Annotated in this window: 14 protein-coding genes, 1 tRNA gene and 1 pseudogene; 4 read left to right on the forward strand and 12 right to left on the reverse strand. The window is 58.3% G+C overall.

The window, feature by feature from the left end; all coding sequences use genetic code 11:
• Positions 1–11: 11 nt before the first annotated feature.
• Positions 12–1,994, reverse strand: coding sequence for a transcription termination factor Rho (gene rho / locus HMPREF3011_RS06755; RefSeq protein WP_038628456.1), 1,983 nt, complete (start codon positions 1,992–1,994; stop codon positions 12–14).
• Positions 1,995–2,508: 514 nt separating this feature from the next.
• On the opposite strand from rho, the gene HMPREF3011_RS06760 reads away from it, so the two are divergent.
• Positions 2,509–4,227 carry a long-chain fatty-acid--CoA ligase gene (locus HMPREF3011_RS06760; RefSeq protein WP_038628455.1) on the forward strand — a complete coding sequence of 573 codons (1,719 nt, stop codon included), beginning with the start codon at positions 2,509–2,511 and terminating at the stop codon, positions 4,225–4,227.
• Positions 4,228–4,272: 45 nt separating this feature from the next.
• Here HMPREF3011_RS06760 and thrB read toward each other — a convergent pair whose 3' ends face one another.
• From thrB to argS, 4 genes and pseudogenes are all read right to left on the reverse strand, one after another.
• Positions 4,273–5,199, reverse strand: coding sequence for a homoserine kinase (gene thrB, locus HMPREF3011_RS06765; RefSeq protein WP_038628453.1), 927 nt, complete (start codon positions 5,197–5,199; stop codon positions 4,273–4,275).
• Positions 5,200–6,534 (reverse strand): homoserine dehydrogenase, encoded by a 1,335-nt coding sequence (locus HMPREF3011_RS06770; RefSeq protein WP_070841315.1) that lies wholly within the window; start codon positions 6,532–6,534, stop codon positions 5,200–5,202.
• A pseudogene (gene lysA, locus HMPREF3011_RS06775) lies at positions 6,531–7,948 on the reverse strand (diaminopimelate decarboxylase). Before lysA ends, HMPREF3011_RS06770 begins: the two are co-directional and overlap by 4 nt.
• Before the next feature lie 65 nt (positions 7,949–8,013).
• Positions 8,014–9,615: an arginine--tRNA ligase gene (gene argS / locus HMPREF3011_RS06780; protein ID WP_222867213.1), complete on the reverse strand. Its 1,602-nt coding sequence runs from the start codon at positions 9,613–9,615 to the stop codon at positions 8,014–8,016.
• 263 nt (positions 9,616–9,878) lie between these two features.
• Between argS and HMPREF3011_RS06785 the strand changes: the two genes are divergently transcribed.
• From HMPREF3011_RS06785 to HMPREF3011_RS06795, 3 genes are read left to right on the forward strand one after another with little or no spacing between them, the layout of a single operon-like run.
• Entirely contained in the window at positions 9,879–10,667 is a 789-nt protein-coding gene (locus HMPREF3011_RS06785; protein ID WP_038628447.1) for a (Fe-S)-binding protein, read from the forward strand.
• Positions 10,667–12,241 (forward strand): LutB/LldF family L-lactate oxidation iron-sulfur protein, encoded by a 1,575-nt coding sequence (locus HMPREF3011_RS06790; RefSeq protein ID WP_038628445.1) that lies wholly within the window; start codon positions 10,667–10,669, stop codon positions 12,239–12,241. The genes HMPREF3011_RS06785 and HMPREF3011_RS06790 overlap by 1 nt, the downstream gene beginning before the upstream one ends.
• 2 nt (positions 12,242–12,243) lie before the next feature.
• Positions 12,244–12,975 carry a LutC/YkgG family protein gene (locus HMPREF3011_RS06795; RefSeq protein WP_038628444.1) on the forward strand — a complete coding sequence of 244 codons (732 nt, stop codon included), beginning with the start codon at positions 12,244–12,246 and terminating at the stop codon, positions 12,973–12,975.
• 149 nt (positions 12,976–13,124) lie between these two features.
• On the opposite strand, the gene HMPREF3011_RS06800 is transcribed toward HMPREF3011_RS06795, so the two are convergent.
• From HMPREF3011_RS06800 to HMPREF3011_RS06830, 7 genes are all read right to left on the reverse strand, one after another.
• Positions 13,125–13,197, reverse strand: a tRNA-Arg gene (locus HMPREF3011_RS06800).
• A 93-nt stretch (positions 13,198–13,290) separates the two neighbouring features.
• A complete protein-coding gene (locus HMPREF3011_RS06805; protein WP_038628441.1) occupies positions 13,291–14,082 on the reverse strand; it encodes an ABC transporter ATP-binding protein in 792 nt (263 codons plus the stop codon).
• On the reverse strand, positions 14,082–15,257 hold the full coding sequence (locus HMPREF3011_RS06810; RefSeq protein ID WP_070841316.1) for a FecCD family ABC transporter permease: 1,176 nt from the start codon (positions 15,255–15,257) through the stop codon (positions 14,082–14,084). The genes HMPREF3011_RS06805 and HMPREF3011_RS06810 overlap by 1 nt, the downstream gene beginning before the upstream one ends.
• Positions 15,258–15,287: 30 nt before the next feature.
• Positions 15,288–16,490 (reverse strand): ABC transporter substrate-binding protein, encoded by a 1,203-nt coding sequence (locus HMPREF3011_RS06815; protein ID WP_038628435.1) that lies wholly within the window; start codon positions 16,488–16,490, stop codon positions 15,288–15,290.
• Positions 16,491–16,659: 169 nt separating this feature from the next.
• Positions 16,660–17,112, reverse strand: coding sequence for a MarR family winged helix-turn-helix transcriptional regulator (locus HMPREF3011_RS06820; RefSeq protein ID WP_038628433.1), 453 nt, complete (start codon positions 17,110–17,112; stop codon positions 16,660–16,662).
• A gap of 69 nt (positions 17,113–17,181) precedes the next feature.
• Complete coding sequence (locus HMPREF3011_RS06825) at positions 17,182–17,673, reverse strand: MarR family winged helix-turn-helix transcriptional regulator (protein WP_038628431.1); 492 nt, start codon at positions 17,671–17,673, stop codon at positions 17,182–17,184.
• A gap of 14 nt (positions 17,674–17,687) precedes the next feature.
• Complete coding sequence (locus HMPREF3011_RS06830) at positions 17,688–20,345, reverse strand: ATP-binding protein (RefSeq protein WP_049180812.1); 2,658 nt, start codon at positions 20,343–20,345, stop codon at positions 17,688–17,690.
• Between the last annotated feature and the right edge of the window lie 3 nt (positions 20,346–20,348).

A 20,348-nucleotide genomic window follows, 5' to 3' on the forward strand; every position in this document is an offset into this window, starting at 1 on the left:
GCTAACCCCAGCTAAAGCATGTCATCCACATCAACGTCGGCGGCCATTGGCGCAGAAGAAGCCACCTGCATCAGGAATTCCTTGTTATTTCGGGTCTTCTTCAGCTGCTTAATCAGCAGGTCGATAGCAGCCTGCGACTCCAGCGCGGAGAGGATGCGACGCAGCTTGTGCATAATGCGCGCCTCCTCGGTGCTGAGCAGCAGCTCATCCTTACGAGTACCCGACGGGTTGACATCCACTGCCGGGAACACGCGGCGCTCGGAGATTTTACGGTCGAGCTTCAGCTCAGCGTTACCGGTGCCCTTGAACTCCTCGAAGATAACGGTGTCACCTGCGGAACCGGTCTCTACCATCGCGGTGGCGATGATGGTGAGGCTGCCACCTTCTTCGATGTTTCGAGCAGCACCCAAGAAGCGCTTCGGTGGGTACAGAGCGTTGGAGTCCACACCACCGGAGAGGATTCGTCCCGATGCCGGCGAAGAGTTGTTGTACGCACGTCCAAGGCGGGTAATGGAGTCCAGCAGTACGACGACGTCCTGCCCCTGTTCCACCAGACGCTTTGCGCGCTCGATAGCCAACTCGGCCACTGCTGTGTGATCTGACGGCGGGCGATCGAAGGTGGAGGCAATGACCTCGCCACGGACACTACGCTGCATGTCGGTGACTTCCTCCGGGCGCTCGTCGACAAGCACGACCATCATGTAGCACTCGGGATTGTTCGTCGCGATAGCGTTCGCGATGTTCTGCAGGATCGTGGTCTTACCAGCCTTTGGCGGCGAAACGATGAGCGCACGCTGCCCCTTACCAATCGGCATAATCAGGTCGATGACGCGAGTGGTGAGGATCTTCTGCTCGGTCTCCAGACGCAGACGACGGTTCGGGTACAGCGGAGTGAGCTTAGCGAAGTTCGGGCGCTGCTTTGCCTGCTCCAGATCGAGGCCGTTTATGGTTTCGACCTTGACCAGCGGGTTGTACTTGCGACGATTACGGCCGTTGCCATGAGTGACCTGGCCTGAGCCATTCTCGCGCGGCATGCGGACCTGCCCCGTGACGGCATCGCCCTTGCGCAGGCCGTACTTACGAACCATTTGCGCGGACACCAGCACATCGTTAGAGCCCGGCAGGTAGCCGGACGTGCGCACGAATGCGGTCTTGTTATCTAGCACATCGACGATGCCAGCCACCGGCTGAAGAACGTCATCCTCACGGATCTCGTCCTGACCACCGTGTCCCCCACCGTTGTTATCGCGTCCGCGACGGTCGCGGCGATTGCGACGGTTGCGGCGGTTACGGTTGCCACGACCTTCATCGTCATGGTTGTTGCGATCGTTATTTCGATTGTTGTTGCGGCCACGACGGTTGTTGCGGTTGCCACGACCGTCATCGTCGTTGTCTCGATCGTGGTTGTTGCGATCGTTGCGGTTATTGCGGTCGTTGCGATCACCGCGTTCATTACGATCATTGCGGTTGTCCTTACGATCACCGCGATCACCGCGATCATTACGATTGTCGTTACGCTCACCGCGGTCGTTGCCGTTATCGGAATCGTCGCGGCTATCGTTACTGCGATCGTCCTGATTCTCCTGGTCGCGCTGACGAGCACGGTTACGACGATTTCGACGCTGCTGAGAGCGGGACATCTCCTCGCGACCATCCGCGTTGGCGTCGTCACGCTTGTCGTTGCCCTTGTCGCTCTTGTCGGCGCTCTTGCTGGAATCCCTGTCCGCGCTTTCCGACGGCGATTCCTTGGCATCCTTCACCTTGGAACCGGTATCCGCAGCCCCAGCCGCAGCCTTCTTCGCGCGGGATTTCCGAGCAGGCGCGGAACCAGCAGCCGGGGCACCATTCTTGATGGCCTCAATCAGCTCATGCTTGCGCATGGCGGAGATGCCGCGAATGCCCTTGCTGGAAGCGATTTCACGCAGTTCTGCCATTCGGAGGGCCGCAAGATTCTCTGGGCCGCCTGCCGTGGCAGTGGTGTCCGTATCGGTCACGGATGTCCTTTCATCGACCTTCCCTGCAGTCACTCTCTACAGGGGCTATGTCATTGACACTTTTTCGTTCTTACTGCCCGCCACCGCGTGTGCTCCGTCGTCGAACCTTTACCACGGGCGGAAAAATATCCGCAGCTGGCGGGAAATTATCGAAAAAGCCAGGCAAAAGGCCTCGACGTTGAAACTAAACCGAGGCATCTTGCCTACATTATTTCCGCATCTCAAACCCGAGCGTCCAGGTCGAAGATAGTTAGGAAATTTTAGGTCCACAGCACCGCAAGACTATGTAGTCGCACTACTGATTTATGTGTTTTCAATGTCACGTTGCGCCATCGCGTTGTGTGAGCAACAGCGAAGGTCAACGGCATGCGGAGTACATGAAGAAGTACGTATCTAACCGCGTATTGAAAACGACCTATTGCCCAAGGATAGTCACCAAATAGTCAGGTAGCAACACTAGTTCTCACCTGCGTTTCGCTAGGTCGCGCGGCTGCGAGTCGGTACTGTAGAGCTTATGCGCAGTACGATGCCTCATATTCCTCTCAATATCGCTCAGATTGTGGAATACGGTCGCACCATTCACGGTCGGACTCCGGTGACCTCCTGGAACAGTGACGGACCCGAGACCACCACTTTTGCCGCCATCGCCGCGCGCGCAAGTGCGCTGGCACATGCACTTCGAGATGAGCTCGGTATCGACGGCGACCAACGCATCGCTACCCTGATGTACAACTGCGCAGAACACTTCGAGGTCTTCCTCGGCGTTGCCTCTATGGGCGCAGTATTCCAGCCGCTGAACAAGCAGCTCATGCCGGATCAGATTGTGCACATTATCAATCACGCCGATGACCAGGTCATTATCGCGGACCAGACCGAGATTGAACTGCTCGCCGAAGTTCTTCCGCACTGCCCGTGCGTCCGCGCTGTCATCATTATCGGTATCGGAGATCTGTCCGACGTGGCCGAGCACCTGCCAGATGGCATCCCGTGGTACTCCTACGAATCACTCATCGACGGACGCCCTAGCCGCTTCGACTGGCCTGAGCTCGACGAAAACTCCGGCGCAGCCATGTGCTACTCGACGGGTACCGAGGGCGCACCTAAAGGTGTCGTCTACAGCCACCGCTCGCTGTACTTGCACAGCCTGAATATGCGCACCACTGACTCCTTTTCAATTTCGCACGGAAACCCGTGGCTGTGCTGTGTGCCCATTTATCACGTCCTGTCCTGGGGCGTGCCGCTGGCCTCCTTCATGTGCGGGGCATCGCTGATTTTCCCCGGCGCGGACCTCTCCGCGCCACGTCTGGCAGAAATCATCGAATCCTCAATGCCACGCGTAGCTCAGGGTGTGCCGACGCTGTGGATTAACCTCATGGCGCACTACCTCAGCAATCCTCCGAAGCGCATGAGTCTGCAGGAGATTTTCTCGGGCGGGTCCCCTGTTCCACCTGCGCTGATTCGACTATGGGAAGAGCGTTACGGTGTCGACGTCATCCACTTCTGGGGCATGACCGAGACTTCGCCTATCGGTACCGTGGCACGCCCTCCGTACGGAGCCTCCGGTGAGGCCCGCGAACGCTACCGTGTCAGCCAAGGGCGTTTCCCGGACATCATGCAGTTCCGCATTGTTGATGACAACGACCGCGTGCTCGACCTGCATGACCGCAACCAGGGGGAGCTGCAGGTGCGCGGCAACACGGTCACCGGAGGCTACTACAGCTCTCCGGAGGCTCAAGCTGGAGGCACCGCTCACTTCTTCCGCGGTGCGGAGGTCGACGAGGCTAGCGAACAGTTCACCGAGGACGGCTGGCTACGCACTGGCGATGTCGGCTCGATTACTCACGACGGCTACCTGACTATTCATGACCGTGCTCGCGATGTCATTCGCTCTGGTGGCGAGTGGATCTACTCTGCCCAGCTGGAGAACTTCGTAATGGAAAGCCCACAGGTACTCGAGTGCGCGATTATCGGCATGCCAGATAAAAAGTGGGGTGAGCGCCCGCTGGCAATTACGGTGCTGATGCCGGAAGTTGAACCGAGCAAAGAGACCGCGGAAATGCTCCGCGATGAGCTGCGGCCAAAGCTGCCGAAGTGGATGCTGCCGGAATACTGGGCCTTCGTGGACTCAATCGATAAGACCTCAGTGGGCAAGTTCGACAAGAAAGACCTGCGCTCGCACTTGAGCGCAGGCCAGTACAGCATCGTGAAACTGAAAGGGCCGGGCGAAAAGTAGGTGGTAGGCTAAGCCACCGGCTCGGCAGCTGTCCGCAGTAACGGCTTAGCCGTCGACCACGACCTTAACCGGCTCGCCGATTCCCAGCTCCATGACCTTGATGCCAGCCTCGCGGGCATCGTCCAAGATCTTCTCATCCACTGCAGTAGTTCCCAGAACCATACAGGTCGGGCCAGCGCCCGAGAGGAATGCCGCGTAGCCACGGTTGCGCAGGCGGTTGACCCACTCTGCGGTCACCGGCAGCACGTCGGAGCGGTACGGCTGGTGCAGGCGATCTCGCGTTCCCTCCCACAGCAGTTCCGGGTGGGACTGCAGCGCTGCGGTCATAACCGCAGTACGGGAGACATTGAAACGAGCGTCGACATGCGAAACATCGCTCGGCAGCACCTGACGGACCGCATTCGTGGAGGCGTGAAATGCCGGTACGAGTGCAGTCGCCTGAATGGATTTATGCACCGGAATGCTCACTGCTCGGTACTGAGGTGCAGTGCGACCATCGACAGGCTTGTCAGTCCAGCTGACCACTGCTCCGCCGAGGACGGATGCGCCAGCGTTATCCGGGTGGCCCTCGAAGATCGAGGATTCCTGGATTACCTGGTCGTCGGTAAGCGGGAAGCCGGCCAGACCGTTAGCTGCAGCGACACCAGCGACGGCGGCTGCTGCGGAAGAGCCCAGGCCGCGCGACTGCGGAATGGTGTTATGGCAAATAACCTTCAGCCCCGGTGCCTCGACACCTGCGGCGCGAAGGCCCGCGCGAATCGCGCGCACTACCAGATTAGACTCGTTGCGCGGCAGGTCGACTTCGCCCTCACCGTGAATCTCAACGACGACACCCGATTCGATGACCTCGACCTCGACAATGTCGTAGAGCGCGACGGCCAACCCCAGGGTGTCGAAGCCCGGGCCCAAGTTCGCTGACGAACCTGCAACCGTGACAGTGACCTTCTGCCCCGGGAAAAGCTCCTGTGCCATTTAGATATCCATTCCTTCGATACGAATGACGTTGTTGACGGCCAGAACCGCGTCGTTGGCGCGCAATTCGTCGACCGTTGCTTCCAAATCCTTCTCCAGCGCCTTGTGAGTCACGATGACCAGGCGAGCACCGTTGGCGCCCTCTTCCTGGCGGACGGTGCGCAGGGAGATGTTGTGATCAGAGAAGGTGCGAGCGACATCGGCAAGTACTCCGACTCGATCGTCGACGTGCAGGTCGATGTGGTAGCGGGTGCGAACGTCACCGAAGTCGAGAATCGGCAGGTTAGCGTAGGTGGAATTCCCCGGTGCGCGACCACCGTGGACAATGTTGCGAGCGGCGGCAACAAGGTCACCGAGCACTGCGGAGGCTGTCGGGTTACCACCGGCGCCGTTGCCGTAGAACATCAGGCGACCAGCGGCCTCGGCCTCAATGAATACAGCGTTGAAAGACTCACGCACAGTTGCCAGCGGGTGACGACGTGGAATCAGCGCTGGGTACACGCGGGCGGAAATGGACTCCTTGCCATTCTCGTCCGTGACCCGCTCACAGGTAGCCAGCAGCTTAATGGTGCAGTCTGCGCTCTTGGCGGCTGCGATGTCATCAGCGGTGATCTCGGTAATGCCCTCGCAGTGAACGTCATCAGCAGTCACGCGGGTGTGGAATGCCAGGCTGGCCAGAATAGCTGCCTTGGAAGCGGCATCGTGGCCCTCGACGTCTGCAGTCGGGTCGGCCTCGGCATAACCCAGGCGGGTGGCCTCTGCCAGCATCTCGTCGTAGTCCGCACCGGTGGAGTCCATCGCATCAAGGATGAAGTTAGTGGTGCCGTTGACAATGCCCATGACCGTATTGACAGTGTCACCGGCCAGCGAACGGCGCAGCGGCCCGACGACCGGAATAGCTGCAGCCACAGCAGCCTCAAAGAAAAGGTCGACGCCTGAGGAATCGGCAGCCTCAGAGAGCTCCTCACCGTGAGCTGCGACAAGTGCCTTATTGGCCGTCACGACCGACTTGCCCGCACGCAGTGCCTCCAGCACAACGCGACGTGGGTAATCAATGCCACCGATGACCTCGACTACCAGGTCAACGCCATCGCGCTGGACCAGCGAAAAAGCATCGTCGGTAAGAAGATCCTGATCCACATTCGGACGCGGCTTGGTCTTGTCGCTCACAGCAATACCAACGACCTCGACCGGGCCGCCGATGCGGCGCTCGAAGTCCTCAGCCTTCTCGTTGAGCAGGCGGTAAACCTCAGTACCGACTGTGCCAAGACCTAAAATAGCGACACCAACTTTGTGGCCCTCGCCCTTTCCAGGATTATTCGTTGCGGCAGTCATCGTGGCGTTTCACACTCCAGGCTTAGTAAGTCTTGTACGGTTTCTCGTCTTAATATTTGGGTCACTTGACCATCGCATACCGACACTACTGGTGGTCGCGTCAGCATGTTGTAGCGGCTGGCCATTGCGTAACAGTATGCCCCAGTAGCAGCCAGCGCGAACAGATCACCCTCAACAATGTCGTCCGGGTAGTTCGCGTCATTAATCAGAATGTCTCCCGATTCACAGTGCTTTCCGACGACACGGGTGGGAATCCTGGAACCTGATACTTCGCGATTAACGACGCGACCATCATAGTTCGAGCCGTAAAGCGCCGGACGAATATTGTCGCTCATTCCACCATCGACCGATACATAACGACGGGTCATGCCTTCATCGATGGTCACATCCTTCAAAGTGCCCACTTCGTACACCGTGACCATGGACGGGCCAACGATGGCACGACCCGGTTCAACAGCCACTGTCGGAGTTTCAATGCCGATACGCTGCGCAAGCTTGTCCACAGCAGTGAGGATCTCGTCGGCAAGCGGAGCAACGTCAAGGGGCTGCTCGCCTGCGGTGTATGCAATACCGAAACCGCCACCGAGGTCAAGGGTGTTGAAGTGTTTCGAGATTTCAGTGCCGTGGCGTTCGACGAGCTTTCCACCAGCGAGAACACGCGCTCGGCCGCGAGAATGAAACCGTCGGAATCGACAATCTGGGAGCCGATGTGACAGTGCAGACCAATCAGGCGCAGATTGTCGTCCTCTTCTACGAGGTTGGCAGCTTCCAGCGCTGAACCGGACGCGAGGGAAAAGCCGAACTTCTGATCCTCGTGCGCGGTAGCGATGAACTCATGGGTGTGTGCTTCCACACCGGGCTTCACGCGGACGAGCACGTCCTGCACCACGCCTGCTTCAGCCGCCACCTGGGACAGGCGACGCAGCTCCGAACGGGAGTCAAGCACAATTTTGCCGACGCCAGCTGAGATAGCATCGCGCAGCTCTGCGGTGGACTTGTTATTGCCGTGGAAGGTCATGTCCTTGGCTGGGAAGCCCGCAGCAAGAGCGATAGCCATCTCGTTGCCCGAGGCGACATCGAGATGCAGCCCCTCCTCCATTACCCAGCGGGCAATGGTCTTCGACAGAAAAGCCTTGGACGCGTAGTGGACATTCTCCGCGCCGCGGAAGGCCTTGGCCATCGAGCGGCAGCGGGAGCGGAAGTCCTGCTCATCGACGACAAAAACCGGAGTGCCAAATTCTTTGGCAATGTCGATCAGGCTCACTCCGCCAATTTCCACTGAGCCGGGATTCTCTTCGTCATTACCCCGACGACGGGCGGTAGTTGGCCAGACATGCGCTGGTAGTTCATTAAATTGAGTGGAATCGGGCCGGGTGTAGCCACCCAGCTCGAAACCATTGCCGTCGATAGGCACGAAACAGCTCTCTTTCTCCGTTACCCGGGCGGAGCAACGGGGTGTAGTTTTACGGGCGCGTTCGACTACATGCGCTCAGGTGCGGTAACACCGAGCAGCTGCAGAGCATTGGCCAGCGTCTGGCGGGTAGCCTCAGCCAGGCCGAGACGAGCACGGTGCAGCTCGGATACCTCTTCGTCGGCCTTAGGCAGAATCTGGCAGGTGTCGTAGAAGCGGTGGAAGACACCGGCGAGCTGCTCAGCGTAACGGGCAATGCGGTGTGGTTCCCGCAGGTCAGCAGCGGACTTGATGATCGCCGGAAACTCACCGATAGTGCGGATGAGCTCACCTTCACGGTCCTCTACCAGCAGGGAGAAGTCGGCATCTTCGCTGGTCACACCAGCCTCTTCGGCACGGCGGCCGATTGAGCACAGACGAGCGTGGCCGTACTGGACGTAGTAGACCGGGTTGTCGCTGGACTGCGAAGCCCACAGCCCCAGGTCAATATCCAGGCTGGAGTCCACGGAGGAACGGATTAGCGAGTAGCGAGCAGCATCGACACCGATTGCCTCAACCAGGTCGTCCAAGGTCACTACTGTGCCCGCGCGCTTGGACATCCGGACAGCCTTGCCGTCGCGAAGCAAGTTGACCATCTGACCGATGAGCACCTCGACACCGTCTGCGTTGTAGCCGAGCGCGGCAGCGGCGGCACGCAGACGTGCGATGTAGCCGTGGTGATCGGCACCCAGCATGTAAATGCACAGGTTGTGGCCGCGGTCGAACTTGTTCTTAACGTATGCGATGTCACCCGCAATGTAGGCTGCATCGCCGTCGGACTTGATGACCACGCGGTCCTTATCGTCACCGTAATCGGTGGACTTCAACCACCACGCGCCGTCAGCTTCGTAGAGTTTGCCGTTTTCCTTCAGGGAGTTGACAGCTGCTTCCACCTGACCGGACTCGAACAGCGAGTTTTCGTGGAAGTAAACATCGAAATCGGTGCCGAACTCGTGCAGAGACTCCTTGATGTGCTCGAACATCATGTCCACACCGATGACGCGGAAGTGCTCCTGGACCTCCTCCTCAGAGCCCTCGAGTGCCTGCGGATTCTTCTCCAGCACAGCAGCAGCAATGTCCTGGATGTACTCTCCGCCGTAGCCATCCTCCGGGGTCGGCTGGTTCCGAGCGGCGGCAACCAGGGAGTCGGAGAAGCGGTCAATCTGGCGACCGTGGTCATTGAAGTAGTACTCGCGGGTGACCTTGGCGCCCGTGGCGGACAGGACACGACCAAGAGCGTCACCGACTGCTGCCCAGCGGGTACCACCCAGGTGAATCGGCCCGGTCGGATTTGCGGAGACAAACTCCAGGTTCACGTCGAGGTTGGAGTTGAAATCGGCATGACCCCACTTCTCCCCCGCTGCCAAGACGTCCTCGACGATCTTGCCCTGGGCATCGGAGGCCAGGCGGATGTTAATAAAGCCCGGGCCTGCGATGGTTGCTTCATCGATACCCTCAGAGGCGCCGAGCGCTGTGGCAATTTCAGTTGCCAAGTCACGCGGCACCATACCGACACGCTTGCCCAGCTGCATAGCGATATTGGTTGCATAGTCGCCGTGCTCAGGGTTACGCGGACGCTCGACAGTCGGGTTTTCCGGCACGATAGAGACATCGGCATCGTGGGAAGTCAAAACCTCGACGGTGACTTTTCGGACTAGTACAGCAAGATCAGCAGGATTCACGATTGCCTATCCTATTAGGTCAATCGCAGTCGTGGAAACATCAGCCACCAAAAGATTCATTTGAGGGGCATCTGCAGGTCGTGGAGTCCGACTGCAACTAGCCATTTTCACGATCCAGGCGAATTTGCGTTGAGAACAGATTTAATCCGGGCCTAGGCGTAGCATTCAGGTAGGAAATTATTGCCTTATCCTCAACCCATTTTGGAGCGACCGTGAAAGTAGCACTTTTCGCGACCTGCATCGGGGACATGATGTTTCCGGATGCAGTGAGTGCGACAGCCAGAGTTCTCACGCGGCTCGGATGTGATGTGGTCTTTCCGCCACAGCAAACCTGCTGCGGACAAATGCACGTCAACACCGGATACCAGAAGGAAATCCTTCCTCAGCTAGACACCTACGCTGATGCTTTTGCGGATTCCTCGATTGACTACGTTGTCGCCCCGTCCGGTTCCTGCGCCGGCGCCGTTCGCCACCAGCATCCGATGATCGCGGGCCGCTACGGTACCCGTGCCCAAACCCATGCGGCACAGGCCTGCGCGAACAAGACGCTGGATCTCTCCGAGTTCATCACCGATGTCGCTGGTGTGACTGACGTCGGTGCTTACTTCCCCCACTCAGTGACCTACCACTCCACCTGCCACAGCTTGCGGGTGCTCAAAGTGGGTGACCGTCCGTGGCGGCTACTCAGTGCAGTCGATGGAATCGATTTGCGCGAGCTGCCCGGCGCGGCGGAGTGCTGCGGTTTCGGCGGCACCTTCTCGGTGAAGAATGCGGAGACTTCCGCTGCAATGGTTGCCGACAAGACAGCCAATATCCGCGCTACGGAAGCGGAGTTCGTGACCGCTGGCGATGCCTCCTGCTTGCTCAATATCGGGGGTGCGCTGCGTCGCCAGGACTCTGGCGTGCATGCCATCCATATGGCCGAGATTCTGGCCTCCACCAAGGAGACCCCGTTTGATGTGGACAACCGTCAAGAAGCTTCCCTGCGAGGTGAGCAGTAATGGTCGCAATTAACGTCGGCATGCCAGCCCTTCCTCCACGCGCGCCGCACAACGTCGGGCATCTGCGCGGTACGCGCGGGTTCACGGCCGCGGCGCACGAGGAACTCAAGAACACTCGCATGCGTGAAAATGTCGGTCATGCCACGCGTTCGATTCGTAAGAAGCGCGCGCATGTCGTAGCGGAGAAGAATGACTGGGAGCAGCTGCGGCTCGCGGGCAGCCACATCAAGCGCGATGTGATGGCGCGTCTGCCAGAACTGCTGGAGCAGTTCGAAGAGTCAGTGACGAATGCCGGCGGTCACGTCCACTGGGCGCGGGATGCCGCTGAAGCAAACCGCATCATTACGGATTTGGTGAAAGAGACCGGCGAAGAAAAGGTCGTCAAGATTAAGTCGATGGCCACGCAGGAAATCGGCTTGAACGAAGCGCTTGCCGACGCCGGCATCACCGCCCGCGAAACCGACCTGGCGGAACTCATCGTTCAGCTTGCCGACGACATGCCGAGCCACATCCTGGTTCCTGCTATCCATCGCAATCGCGAGGATATCCGCGAGATCTTCCTCAATGGAATCCCCGGAGTCGACCCGGATTTGAAAGCCAATCCGGCCGATCTGGCCGAGGCATCCCGTAAGTTCCTGCGCGAGCAGTTTATGGAGGCCAAGGTCGCGATTTCCGGTGCCAACTTCGGTGTGGCCGAAACCGGTACGGTGGCTGTCGTCGAGTCAGAGGGCAATGGCCGCATGTGTCTCACGCTGCCGGAAACACTGATTTCGGTGATGGGGATTGAGAAGCTGCTTCCCACTTTCCAGGACTTGGAAGTATTCTTGCAGCTGCTGCCACGGTCGTCGACAGGCGAGCGTATGAATCCCTACACCTCCCTGTGGACGGGAACCACGGACGGCGACGGCCCGAAGAATTTCCACATTGTGTTGCTGGACAATGGGCGCTCGGCCACCCTTGCAGATCCGATTGGGCGTGAAGCGCTGAAGTGCATTCGCTGCTCGGCATGCCTGAATATCTGCCCGGTGTACGAGCACGTGGGCGGGCACGCTTACGGTTCGGTCTACCCGGGTCCGATTGGTGCAATTTTGTCCCCGCAGCTCACCGGCATGGACTCCTACGATGATCCGAATGCCTCCCTGCCCTATGCATCCTCGCTGTGTGGAGCTTGCTTTGAGGTCTGCCCGGTGCGAATTGATATCCCAGCGGCGCTGCTGGAGCTGCGACACCGTAAGGTCACGGAGCACCGCCCGCCGGTGGAGGGCAAACTCTTTGCCACGCTCGGGTTCATCATGGGCAATCAGAAGCTGTGGGACATGAGCGCTAAGATGACCTCCCTCGCCCGCGTACTCGGGTTGAAGGACGGCGAGATTCACACCCTGCCACTTTTCCTCAGCGGGTGGTCGGATGTGCGTGATACTCCGATTCCGCCGAAGAAGCCGTTCCGCTCACTGTGGGGTTCGGAGGATTTCTCGGCGCAGCTGTCTCGTGAATCGGCAAATCAGGTTCCGACGAAGATTAATGGGCTGTCGGATGACAACAAGCAGCCCGACATGTCCGGCAAGGAGGCCTAGCGATGTCCCATTCCTCAGCATCCGCGAACATTGCCAAAAGCGAAATCCTCGAGCGTATCCGCAATGCTCAGAAGATCGCCTTCGAAGGCCGTGACTTGGCCTCTGACGCAGGCATCGTCACCGGCGAGCCCGGTACACATTTCAACATCCCCCGCGATTACGAACGCTCCTCCGACCTGACGGCCAAGGAGATCATTTCGCTTGCCGACGAACGCATCGCCGATTACAAAGCCGATGTGCGCCGCTGTGGGAGCTCGGCAACTGAAATCAATGAAGCTGTGAAGAAGGCAATTGCTGATGTCGGGGCTTCATTGATTGGTATTCCCGAAGGCCTAGACCGCGAGTGGGTTGCGGGGTTGGAGTCTGGTGGGGGTAAGGCCACCGCCGAGATTCGCGTCGATACAGGTTTCACCGCCGAAGAGCTGGACGAGCTCGACGCGATTGTCACCAGCTCTGCTGTTACCTGCGCCGAGACCGGCACCATTGTTCTGGACGGTTCGGCCACTTCTGGCCGCCGCGCGCTGACCTTGGTGCCGGATATTCACATCTGCGTTGTGCCGGCTTCCACGGTTGTCTACGGCATCCCGGAGGCAATTTCCCGTCTACGCGAGAGTGATCCCACCGCTCCCATCACCATGATTTCGGGACCTTCTGCAACCTCGGACATCGAGCTTGCCCGAGTCGAAGGTGTCCATGGGCCACGCACGCTGATTGTGATTATTGCTGGCCAGTAGCACCAAGGTGAATTGTCATGGGCGACTCGAATTCCTCCGCCAGGCTGTTCCGCTGGAAGAACGGTAACTAAACGTTTCCGCTAGGTGGCCGCTAAAACAAAAATCCCTCAAGCAACCAGGAAAAACCTAATCACTTGAGGGATAGAACGTGCCCCCGAGAGGAGTCGAACCTCCGACCTTCGGTACCGGAAACCGGCGCTCTATCCACTGAGCTACGGGGGCGTGTGGCACAAGTACAACAAGTGCAACGAGAAAAGATGTTACCACTTGGCTGGGGCGATTAGCGAAATGCCCCGCGCCCCAGCCAAATCTCCACTACGCGGCTTCAGAAACCTGGTCTTCCTCAATAGGACACACCACGGGCACGCCCTCGTCATCGAGTACGCGGGCTCGAATTCCATAGACGCGGGCCAAAAGGTCCGGAGTGAGAACGTCAACAGGACTCCCCTGGGCAACCACGTGGCCGTCGTGAAGCATGACAAGCTCATCGCAGTAGCGGGCGGCGAGATTCAGATCGTGGATTGCAACGAGTGCCAAGGAGCTCCGTGAGGCGACCTCCGCGCGGACGAGCTTTAGGAGTTCCACCTGGTGACGCAGGTCGAGGGCGGAGGTGGGTTCGTCGAGAAGCATGATCTCGGGATCGCGGACAAACATCTGCGCGACGGCGACGAGCTGCCGCTGACCGCCGGAGAGCTCGCCGACGAATCTGTCGGCAAGGTGTTCAATGCCAACCTTTCGGAGAGCCACCGCCGTGTGCTCAATCTCTGAGCCACGCACCCGCAGACGCCCGGCGCGCCGCCCGGAGACCAGTACCGATTCGAATGCGGTCAGCGAGGCGCTGGCCGGTAGATCCTGCGGTACGTAGCCGACGACTTCGCGCAGTTCGGAACCGATAACCCGTTCATTGTCACGGGTCAGAACAATCTCCCCGGACATGGGCTTTCGAATCCCCGCCAGCGTGGTCATCAGTGTGGACTTGCCCGCAGCGTTTGGCCCGAGCAAACCCGTCACCGTACCTGGCTTCAGCGTGCGTATTGACGCCCCGCGCAGCACCTTTCGCTTGCCATAGCCTGCAGCTACGTCATTGACATCGAGAAATACGCCCATTAGTTCCACACCGTCCTCTTACGCAGAAAAACCAAGCCGACAAAGAATGGGACACCGACGATTGCGGTAATGATGCCAATCGGCACTGCCACACCCGGCACCACCGTGATGGATACCGCATGAGCTGCCGCAAGCAGCGCCGCGCCCGCCGCCATCGATGCCGGGGCAAAGAAGCGCTGTTCTTCACCGACCAGCATGCGTGCAATGTGTGGGCCGACCAGTCCGATGAAGCCGATGATGCCGGCGAAGGCCACTGCGGTTGCTGCCAGCAGCGAGGCTACAATCAGCGTCGCAATGCGCAGCCTATCCACATTGATGCCCACGGCTTTTGCTCGGGCATCGCCAAGCCGCAACACCGTCAGCGCCCACGCATAGCGGATAGTGAACGGAATAGCGATTAGCAGCGCCGCCGCAATGATACCGTTGGCCACCCAGTTCGCGCGCTGTAGCGAGCCCATCGTCCAGAACACAATCTGCTGGAGCGCCTCGGTAGTCGCGCGGTATTGCAACAGCGCCAACAGCGCTTGGAATAGAAACACCAGACCAATGCCGAGCAGAATCATCGATTCCTTACCCGAGCCGCGCCATACCGACGCCGCCGCCACAATCGCCACAGCGACGACGGATGATACCCAGGCCACGGCCGCCAGGTTGAACTGCGCATGCGGAATAATCACCCAGCCCAGCACAATCGATGCCGCCCCACCGAACGCCGCTGCAGCCGAGATACCGAGCGTAAACGGCTCCGCCAGAGGGTTATCGAGGATTGTCTGCATCTGTGCACCGGCAAGCGACAGCGCTGCACCAATCAGCACTGCCATCACCGATGCAGGCAGACGCAGCTTCCACAGCACCGTACGAGTGGTTTCGTCCACATCATTCGGGCTCACGATGCCACGGACGACGTCCCCCACGCTCAGTGCCATCGGCCCCACAATCGTCGCCACCACAAACGCGCACACGGCCAGCCCCACCAGCACCGCAATGATGGCGATTTTCCGTGCCGAGCGTCGTCGGTACTGTCGCGCAGAGTCGTAGGTCGTGCTTGACGACGGACACTCGTGCTGTTCGGTGGCGGGCTGCGACTCTTGACCTCCACTGCCGTTGGAGGAGGTGGACTCGCGGGGGTCGTCGTCAAGCCCTGACGCGGGAGCGTGCAGATTGGTGTAAGTCATCGGATTCCTTCTTCGATGGTGGAAGATGGGTTACTTGGTCGGCTCCAGCGCGGTGAAGAAGGTGCCGCTGAGTTCGAAGGGCAGGTAGTCCTTGTGGAACTTGGCGAAGTCAGCGACCGGGTCGAGGTCAGCGAACTCCTCTGGGTGAATCCACTTGGCGAATTGCTCGAGCGCGAAGACGTTGTACGGCGAGTCGTAGAACTGGTGGAAGGCGGCGTACAGATCACCCTTCTTCGGCGCGGTCAGGGTGTCAAAACCCGGAGTCTTCAGCAGGCCTTCCAGAGTGCGCTGTGCGGTCTCTGGGGTGGCGGTGTAGCCGAGTTCGACGTGTGGCAGCACTTCCGGCTTCTTCGGATCGAGCGCCCAAGAACCACCGGTGGCGATGATCTTCTCCGGCTGGACGGACAGGACCTTCTCTGCGGTCACGTCGCCCGATTCGGTGTCGAGGAGGCTGTCTCCGAGGTTCTCACCGCCGGCTGCTGTGACAAGGTCACCGAGGTTGGACTTGTTGACGGTCGAGCAGCAATCCTTGAGACCGGCTGCTCGCCAGACGAAGGTCTTTGGCTTGTCTTCGAGCTTGGCGGCACGTTCGGTGATCTCGTTGACGCGCTTTGTGTAGAAGTCGGTGAACTTCTTGGCATTGTCCTGCTCATCGACGATCTGGCCGAGGAGCTCGACGGACTTGGCGGTATTCTCCAGGGGCTTTTGCCGGAAGTCGGTGAATACGTACTTCAGACCTGCCTGATCGAGCTTGGTGAGGAAACCGGACTGCTCCGCGGCCTTCTTGTGGTCAAGGGTCATGACGACCACGTCTGGGTCGTGGGAGATGAGGTTTTCAACTGTGACATCGCCCTTGGCGATATTGCCGATGGTCGGCATGTCTTTCAGCTCGGGGTTCGTCTCGAAAAGCTTGGTTTCAAACGACGGCGCGCCCGAATGCAAATCGCTGCCCATGGCGACAACGTGGTCACCCGGGTTTTCGTGGTCAAGCATCGCGGTGACAAACATGGCGCGGCCTTCACCGAGCACGACTCGTTCTGGCTGCTTGTCGAAGGTCACAGTGCGACCTGCGACATCAGTGACAGTGAGTTCTCCTTTGTTGTCGGCAGCCTCGTTCGACTCTGCGTCCGCACCGCATGCTGTAGCGACGAAGCTCAGCGCTGCACACCCGATTGCGGCCAGAGTTTTGGTCTTTGGCGCGGTTTTAGCCTTGGCGAAAATATTGACTCTCATGCGTTTCAGTTTCTGCCTTGTTTATTTCTGCGTAGTTTTTGGTACTTAGGGTGCACAAAGAGAAGTGAGCACTCACCCCTTTGCTTTAGGCACGCCTTACTTTACAACTTGAAACGTAGAGAAAAAAGCGCCCTGCTAGTGATTGTTTTACTAGCAGGACTTGGAAGTCTTATTTCCTTTCGAGAACCGACTGGAAGCACCTCAGCATCACTTCGCGGTCTTCATCAGCAAGTGGTGAAATAACTTCCTGGCGAACAGTGTCTACATAATCCGGCGCCGCCTCGGCAAACACGTGCCGACCAACGCCTGTTAAGACGACGACATAATCCGAATCCGGGTCTTCGCCGTGGTCTTCGGTGTGAATAAATCCGCGCTTTTCCAACCTGTTGGTATGTAGCAGCGCGCGGGGATGGTTCCACTTCAGTCGATCACAAATCTTGTCAACATGCAGAATCCCCTCCTCTACCTCATGCAGAGCGATGAGCAGGGTAAAGTCCGCGAACGTCAGCCCGGTTCGAGTGCGTAGGCTCCGCTCGATATTGCGCTCTACCTCGCGAAAAGCAGCTACCATCGACTGCCAAAAGAGCTGTTCATCATCACTCAGCCATTCAAATGAGTTCATACTGCTCTAGGCTAATGGTGAGAGCCTCGTAGCGGAGACAAATGAGAAAACACTCACAAAAACTTTTGGCTACTCTGCTTGTCCGTCGACTGAATCGGTGACCGTAGCATTGGCGGTCTCTGCAATCTTATCGAGCACAGCGGAAATCCCCTGATAGTCGATATTTTCACCGAGCACATCAAACAAAACATGGCGCACAAGCTTCACATGGTTCGGCGCCGCTTTCTCAATCACAGTTCGACCGTGTTCAGTAAGCGTGACATCGATACCACGGTTATCGCAGGCGCAGCGTTCCTTAGTTACTAGCCCGCGTCGCTCCATACGAGTAATTTGGTGTGACATTCGGCTGCGGTCCCACTCCAGGGATTCACACAGGGTGCGCATGCGCACTACATTGTCTTCAGCCTCGGAGAGAACAACCAGAACCGAAAAATCTGCAGTGGAAATATCGAGAGAATCTTGCAGCTGAAGGTCGATTGACCTGTCAACGGCCCGTTTAGCGTTCAGAATTGAGCGCCATAACCGCTGCTCTTCATCACTTAACCACGGAACATCTTGCATATGTACAGAGCCTACTATCTTGAAACCAAATCCTGAATTTTCATAAACTCCGCTCCTGTCACACGATCAAAGCGGGCTTCATCGCACGTCAGGACTAATACCTGCATATCGCGCCCCGCTTTGGCAAGAGCATTATTCATCCGCCGCAAACGGTGTTCGTCTGAATAACCTAATGCATCATCAATAATCACCGGAGCGCCTTGCCCGCCCTCCATGACACCGGCAACGGCCAAGCGCAGCAGAATGTCCAGCTGCTCCTGCGCTCCACCAGATAGCTCATCGACATCGAACTTGCCATCGGCATTGGACCGTGACTCAATCTGCAAGTCCTCATTCATCGTGAACTGAGTTCCCGCACCGAACACACCGCCACCGTACTCTTCGAGCTTGCGCAGCAAGGGGTCAGCCAGCGCATTCCGCGATGCCACACGTGCCTGTGTCATTACCTCCATGAGAGTCTTGGCGGCAGCTGCACGTCGACGCATTGAATTCCGATCTCGCTGTGTTCGCTCCACTACTCCCTCAGCTGCTGCCAGTTTCTCATTCGCGCTGTCGAAATAGTCCAAGTGCACCCGAATCTCTTGCCGACGCTTTTCCAGCTCAGCCAGGCGATTCTCAACTGCATCCCGTCGCTGCTTAGCGCCCGCGAGCGATGCTTCCACGTCGTCGGCATCCCGCTGCGCCAGCTTCTTCTGAGCCGCAGCCAGTTGCTCTTCTGCCGCCTCATAGTCCTTGCCTCGGTTTTCCACCGCAGCAAAGATCTCGGCGTCCGAGGCTTTTTCTCGCGTCGCCGTGAGCGAATCTTCGCGGACCTTCAGAACGGACCGAGCCCCTTCAAGCTCGCTGCTGGCCTTCGTATAGTTGGCGTGTGCAGGACGCTTCTCCAGCTTCGATAAGCGCATATCAGCACTGTCGCGCTCCGACTCGGCATCCCTACGCCCCACTGCAGCTTCTTCCAGCCGGGACTTTGCCGATACCAAGTCAATCTCCGTCGGCGCATCCTCGCCCGCAAGTTCCTGATACCGCTCGCCGTGTACTCGTGCTTCTTCCTTCGCATCATCCAACTCTGCTGTGAGCTGGTGATACTCCACACCGTCGGACACCGCAGTTATGGATGTCTCCACCTGGAATTTTGCTTTTTCCGCTTCCCGACGTCGTGTGTATGCCTTTTGTGCTTCCGCGACGGAATCAGCGCCTGCAACCTCAAGCTGTTCTTTGAGCGATGTCTCTGCTTTTTCTAGCTTGCGCTGCTGCGAATCTGAGCCGTCTCCGGGCTGTATAGCAACCGTGACGTCGCCGACTTCGATGGCCAATGGCTTAGTAACCGCGCGTTGAACTGTCTCAGCCTCCGGAGCTAGCCCCACTTTCTCGCCGTCGACCGTGACCTCCTGCGCACTACTAGCCGAGAGCTGCACACTCGGGCTCGATGCCTCCAGCACAGCGGCGGCTGTTGCAACTTCGCGTTCGCAGGTCAACAGTTTTTCCATTACCTCTTCGGTAACGGAATTCCGAGTAATTATCTCCTTGTGCTCTGCCAATTGCGCGCGGAGCGCATCGAGTTTCTTCACTCGCTTCGACAGAGCTTCAACCAAACCGCGCTTCTCTCCCAATGCAACTTCAGCTGCGGCCAGTTCTTCTGCCTTTCGAGCTTCGCGGTACGTGTTTACAACCGCATCGCGATCTTCCTGCGCCTTCTTTAAAGCTGCGACCTCCTTATCGAACGCTTCCTTAAATTCAGCAACTTTCTTCTCTGCGGCAGAATGCTGATCCTTGGCTTCTTGTGCCTGCTGAATGAAAGCTTCGCGCTCTTGCTGAGCCTGTTTAGCTAAGTCCAGCTGCTGCTTCGCCGCTGCAGAGACCTCCTGTGCCTGGGAGACGGCAACCCTGAACTTTTCGAGTTCTTCTAGTGCCTGGCCCCAGTGCTCGACTTCGTTTTGGGCTTCTGGCAACGATGCCCGCTGCGTTTGCTGGCTTTCTTCATTACGAGCAGCTTCCTCATTGAGCGCTTCGAATTCCCGGACCTTTTTCGCCGCTTCGTCGCGCACCTGCTGGGCTTCCGCCAGCTCCTTGTCTACGTCGGTAAGCTGCTTGCGCTCTTTGCCATTTTTTTGGAAATAGTTGCCGTATTCGGCTTCAACGGCTTCAAAAAGGCCTACCTCTTCTGCGGTTTCCGCGCGCTGCCCCGATGCCGACTGCAATGCGCTAGTGACTTGTACATAACCGCCCAAGGAGAGGGTCTTTTGTGCTTGCCCCTGTTCAGCAACGAAAACCTGCCACAGGTTCTTGGTATCTGCATTGTGCATTCGGGCGGCCAGCCACTCCTCCGCCTGGTCATCTTTGAGAACCTCGGCTGTCGGAGAGTGGACGGTGACGATTGTGCCGGTGTCCTTGGTGCCACCAAAGATCTTGTCCAGCGTAAATTCGTAGCCGTCAAGCTCCAGCCGGAGCTTAACCTGCGGCTTTTCCTGGCTGGAGTGACTGTTCAGACTAAGCGCTTCGCTTGACCTGGACTTCCATTTTGTCGTCAGTGCAACGTGAATAGCTTTGGCGATTGTCGTCTTACCCGACTCATTTTCACCGGAAATCACTACCACGCCGCGCTCGGCGAGCCCTGTGATTGAGAGTGAATCAATCGCACGTACATTGTGTAATTCGATGTCGTGAAAACGCATGAT

The organism is Corynebacterium sp. HMSC074C04, from assembly GCF_001838295.1.
GTDB classification, from domain to species: Bacteria; Actinomycetota; Actinomycetes; order Mycobacteriales; family Mycobacteriaceae; genus Corynebacterium; species Corynebacterium amycolatum.

Coding starts and splice junctions, on each gene's coding strand:
- HMPREF3011_RS06830 (WP_049180812.1), bottom strand. CDS start 20,345: ATGCGTTTTCACGACATCGAATTACACAATGTACGTGCGATTGATTCA.
- HMPREF3011_RS06815 (WP_038628435.1), bottom strand. CDS start 16,490: ATGAGAGTCAATATTTTCGCCAAGGCTAAAACCGCGCCAAAGACCAAA.
- HMPREF3011_RS06790 (WP_038628445.1), top strand. CDS start 10,667: ATGGTCGCAATTAACGTCGGCATGCCAGCCCTTCCTCCACGCGCGCCG.
- HMPREF3011_RS06825 (WP_038628431.1), bottom strand. CDS start 17,673: ATGCAAGATGTTCCGTGGTTAAGTGATGAAGAGCAGCGGTTATGGCGC.
- HMPREF3011_RS06770 (WP_070841315.1), bottom strand. CDS start 6,534: ATGACTGCCGCAACGAATAATCCTGGAAAGGGCGAGGGCCACAAAGTT.
- HMPREF3011_RS06795 (WP_038628444.1), top strand. CDS start 12,244: ATGTCCCATTCCTCAGCATCCGCGAACATTGCCAAAAGCGAAATCCTC.
- HMPREF3011_RS06805 (WP_038628441.1), bottom strand. CDS start 14,082: ATGGGCGTATTTCTCGATGTCAATGACGTAGCTGCAGGCTATGGCAAG.
- thrB (WP_038628453.1), bottom strand. CDS start 5,199: ATGGCACAGGAGCTTTTCCCGGGGCAGAAGGTCACTGTCACGGTTGCA.
- HMPREF3011_RS06820 (WP_038628433.1), bottom strand. CDS start 17,112: ATGAACTCATTTGAATGGCTGAGTGATGATGAACAGCTCTTTTGGCAG.
- HMPREF3011_RS06760 (WP_038628455.1), top strand. CDS start 2,509: ATGCGCAGTACGATGCCTCATATTCCTCTCAATATCGCTCAGATTGTG.
- HMPREF3011_RS06810 (WP_070841316.1), bottom strand. CDS start 15,257: ATGACTTACACCAATCTGCACGCTCCCGCGTCAGGGCTTGACGACGAC.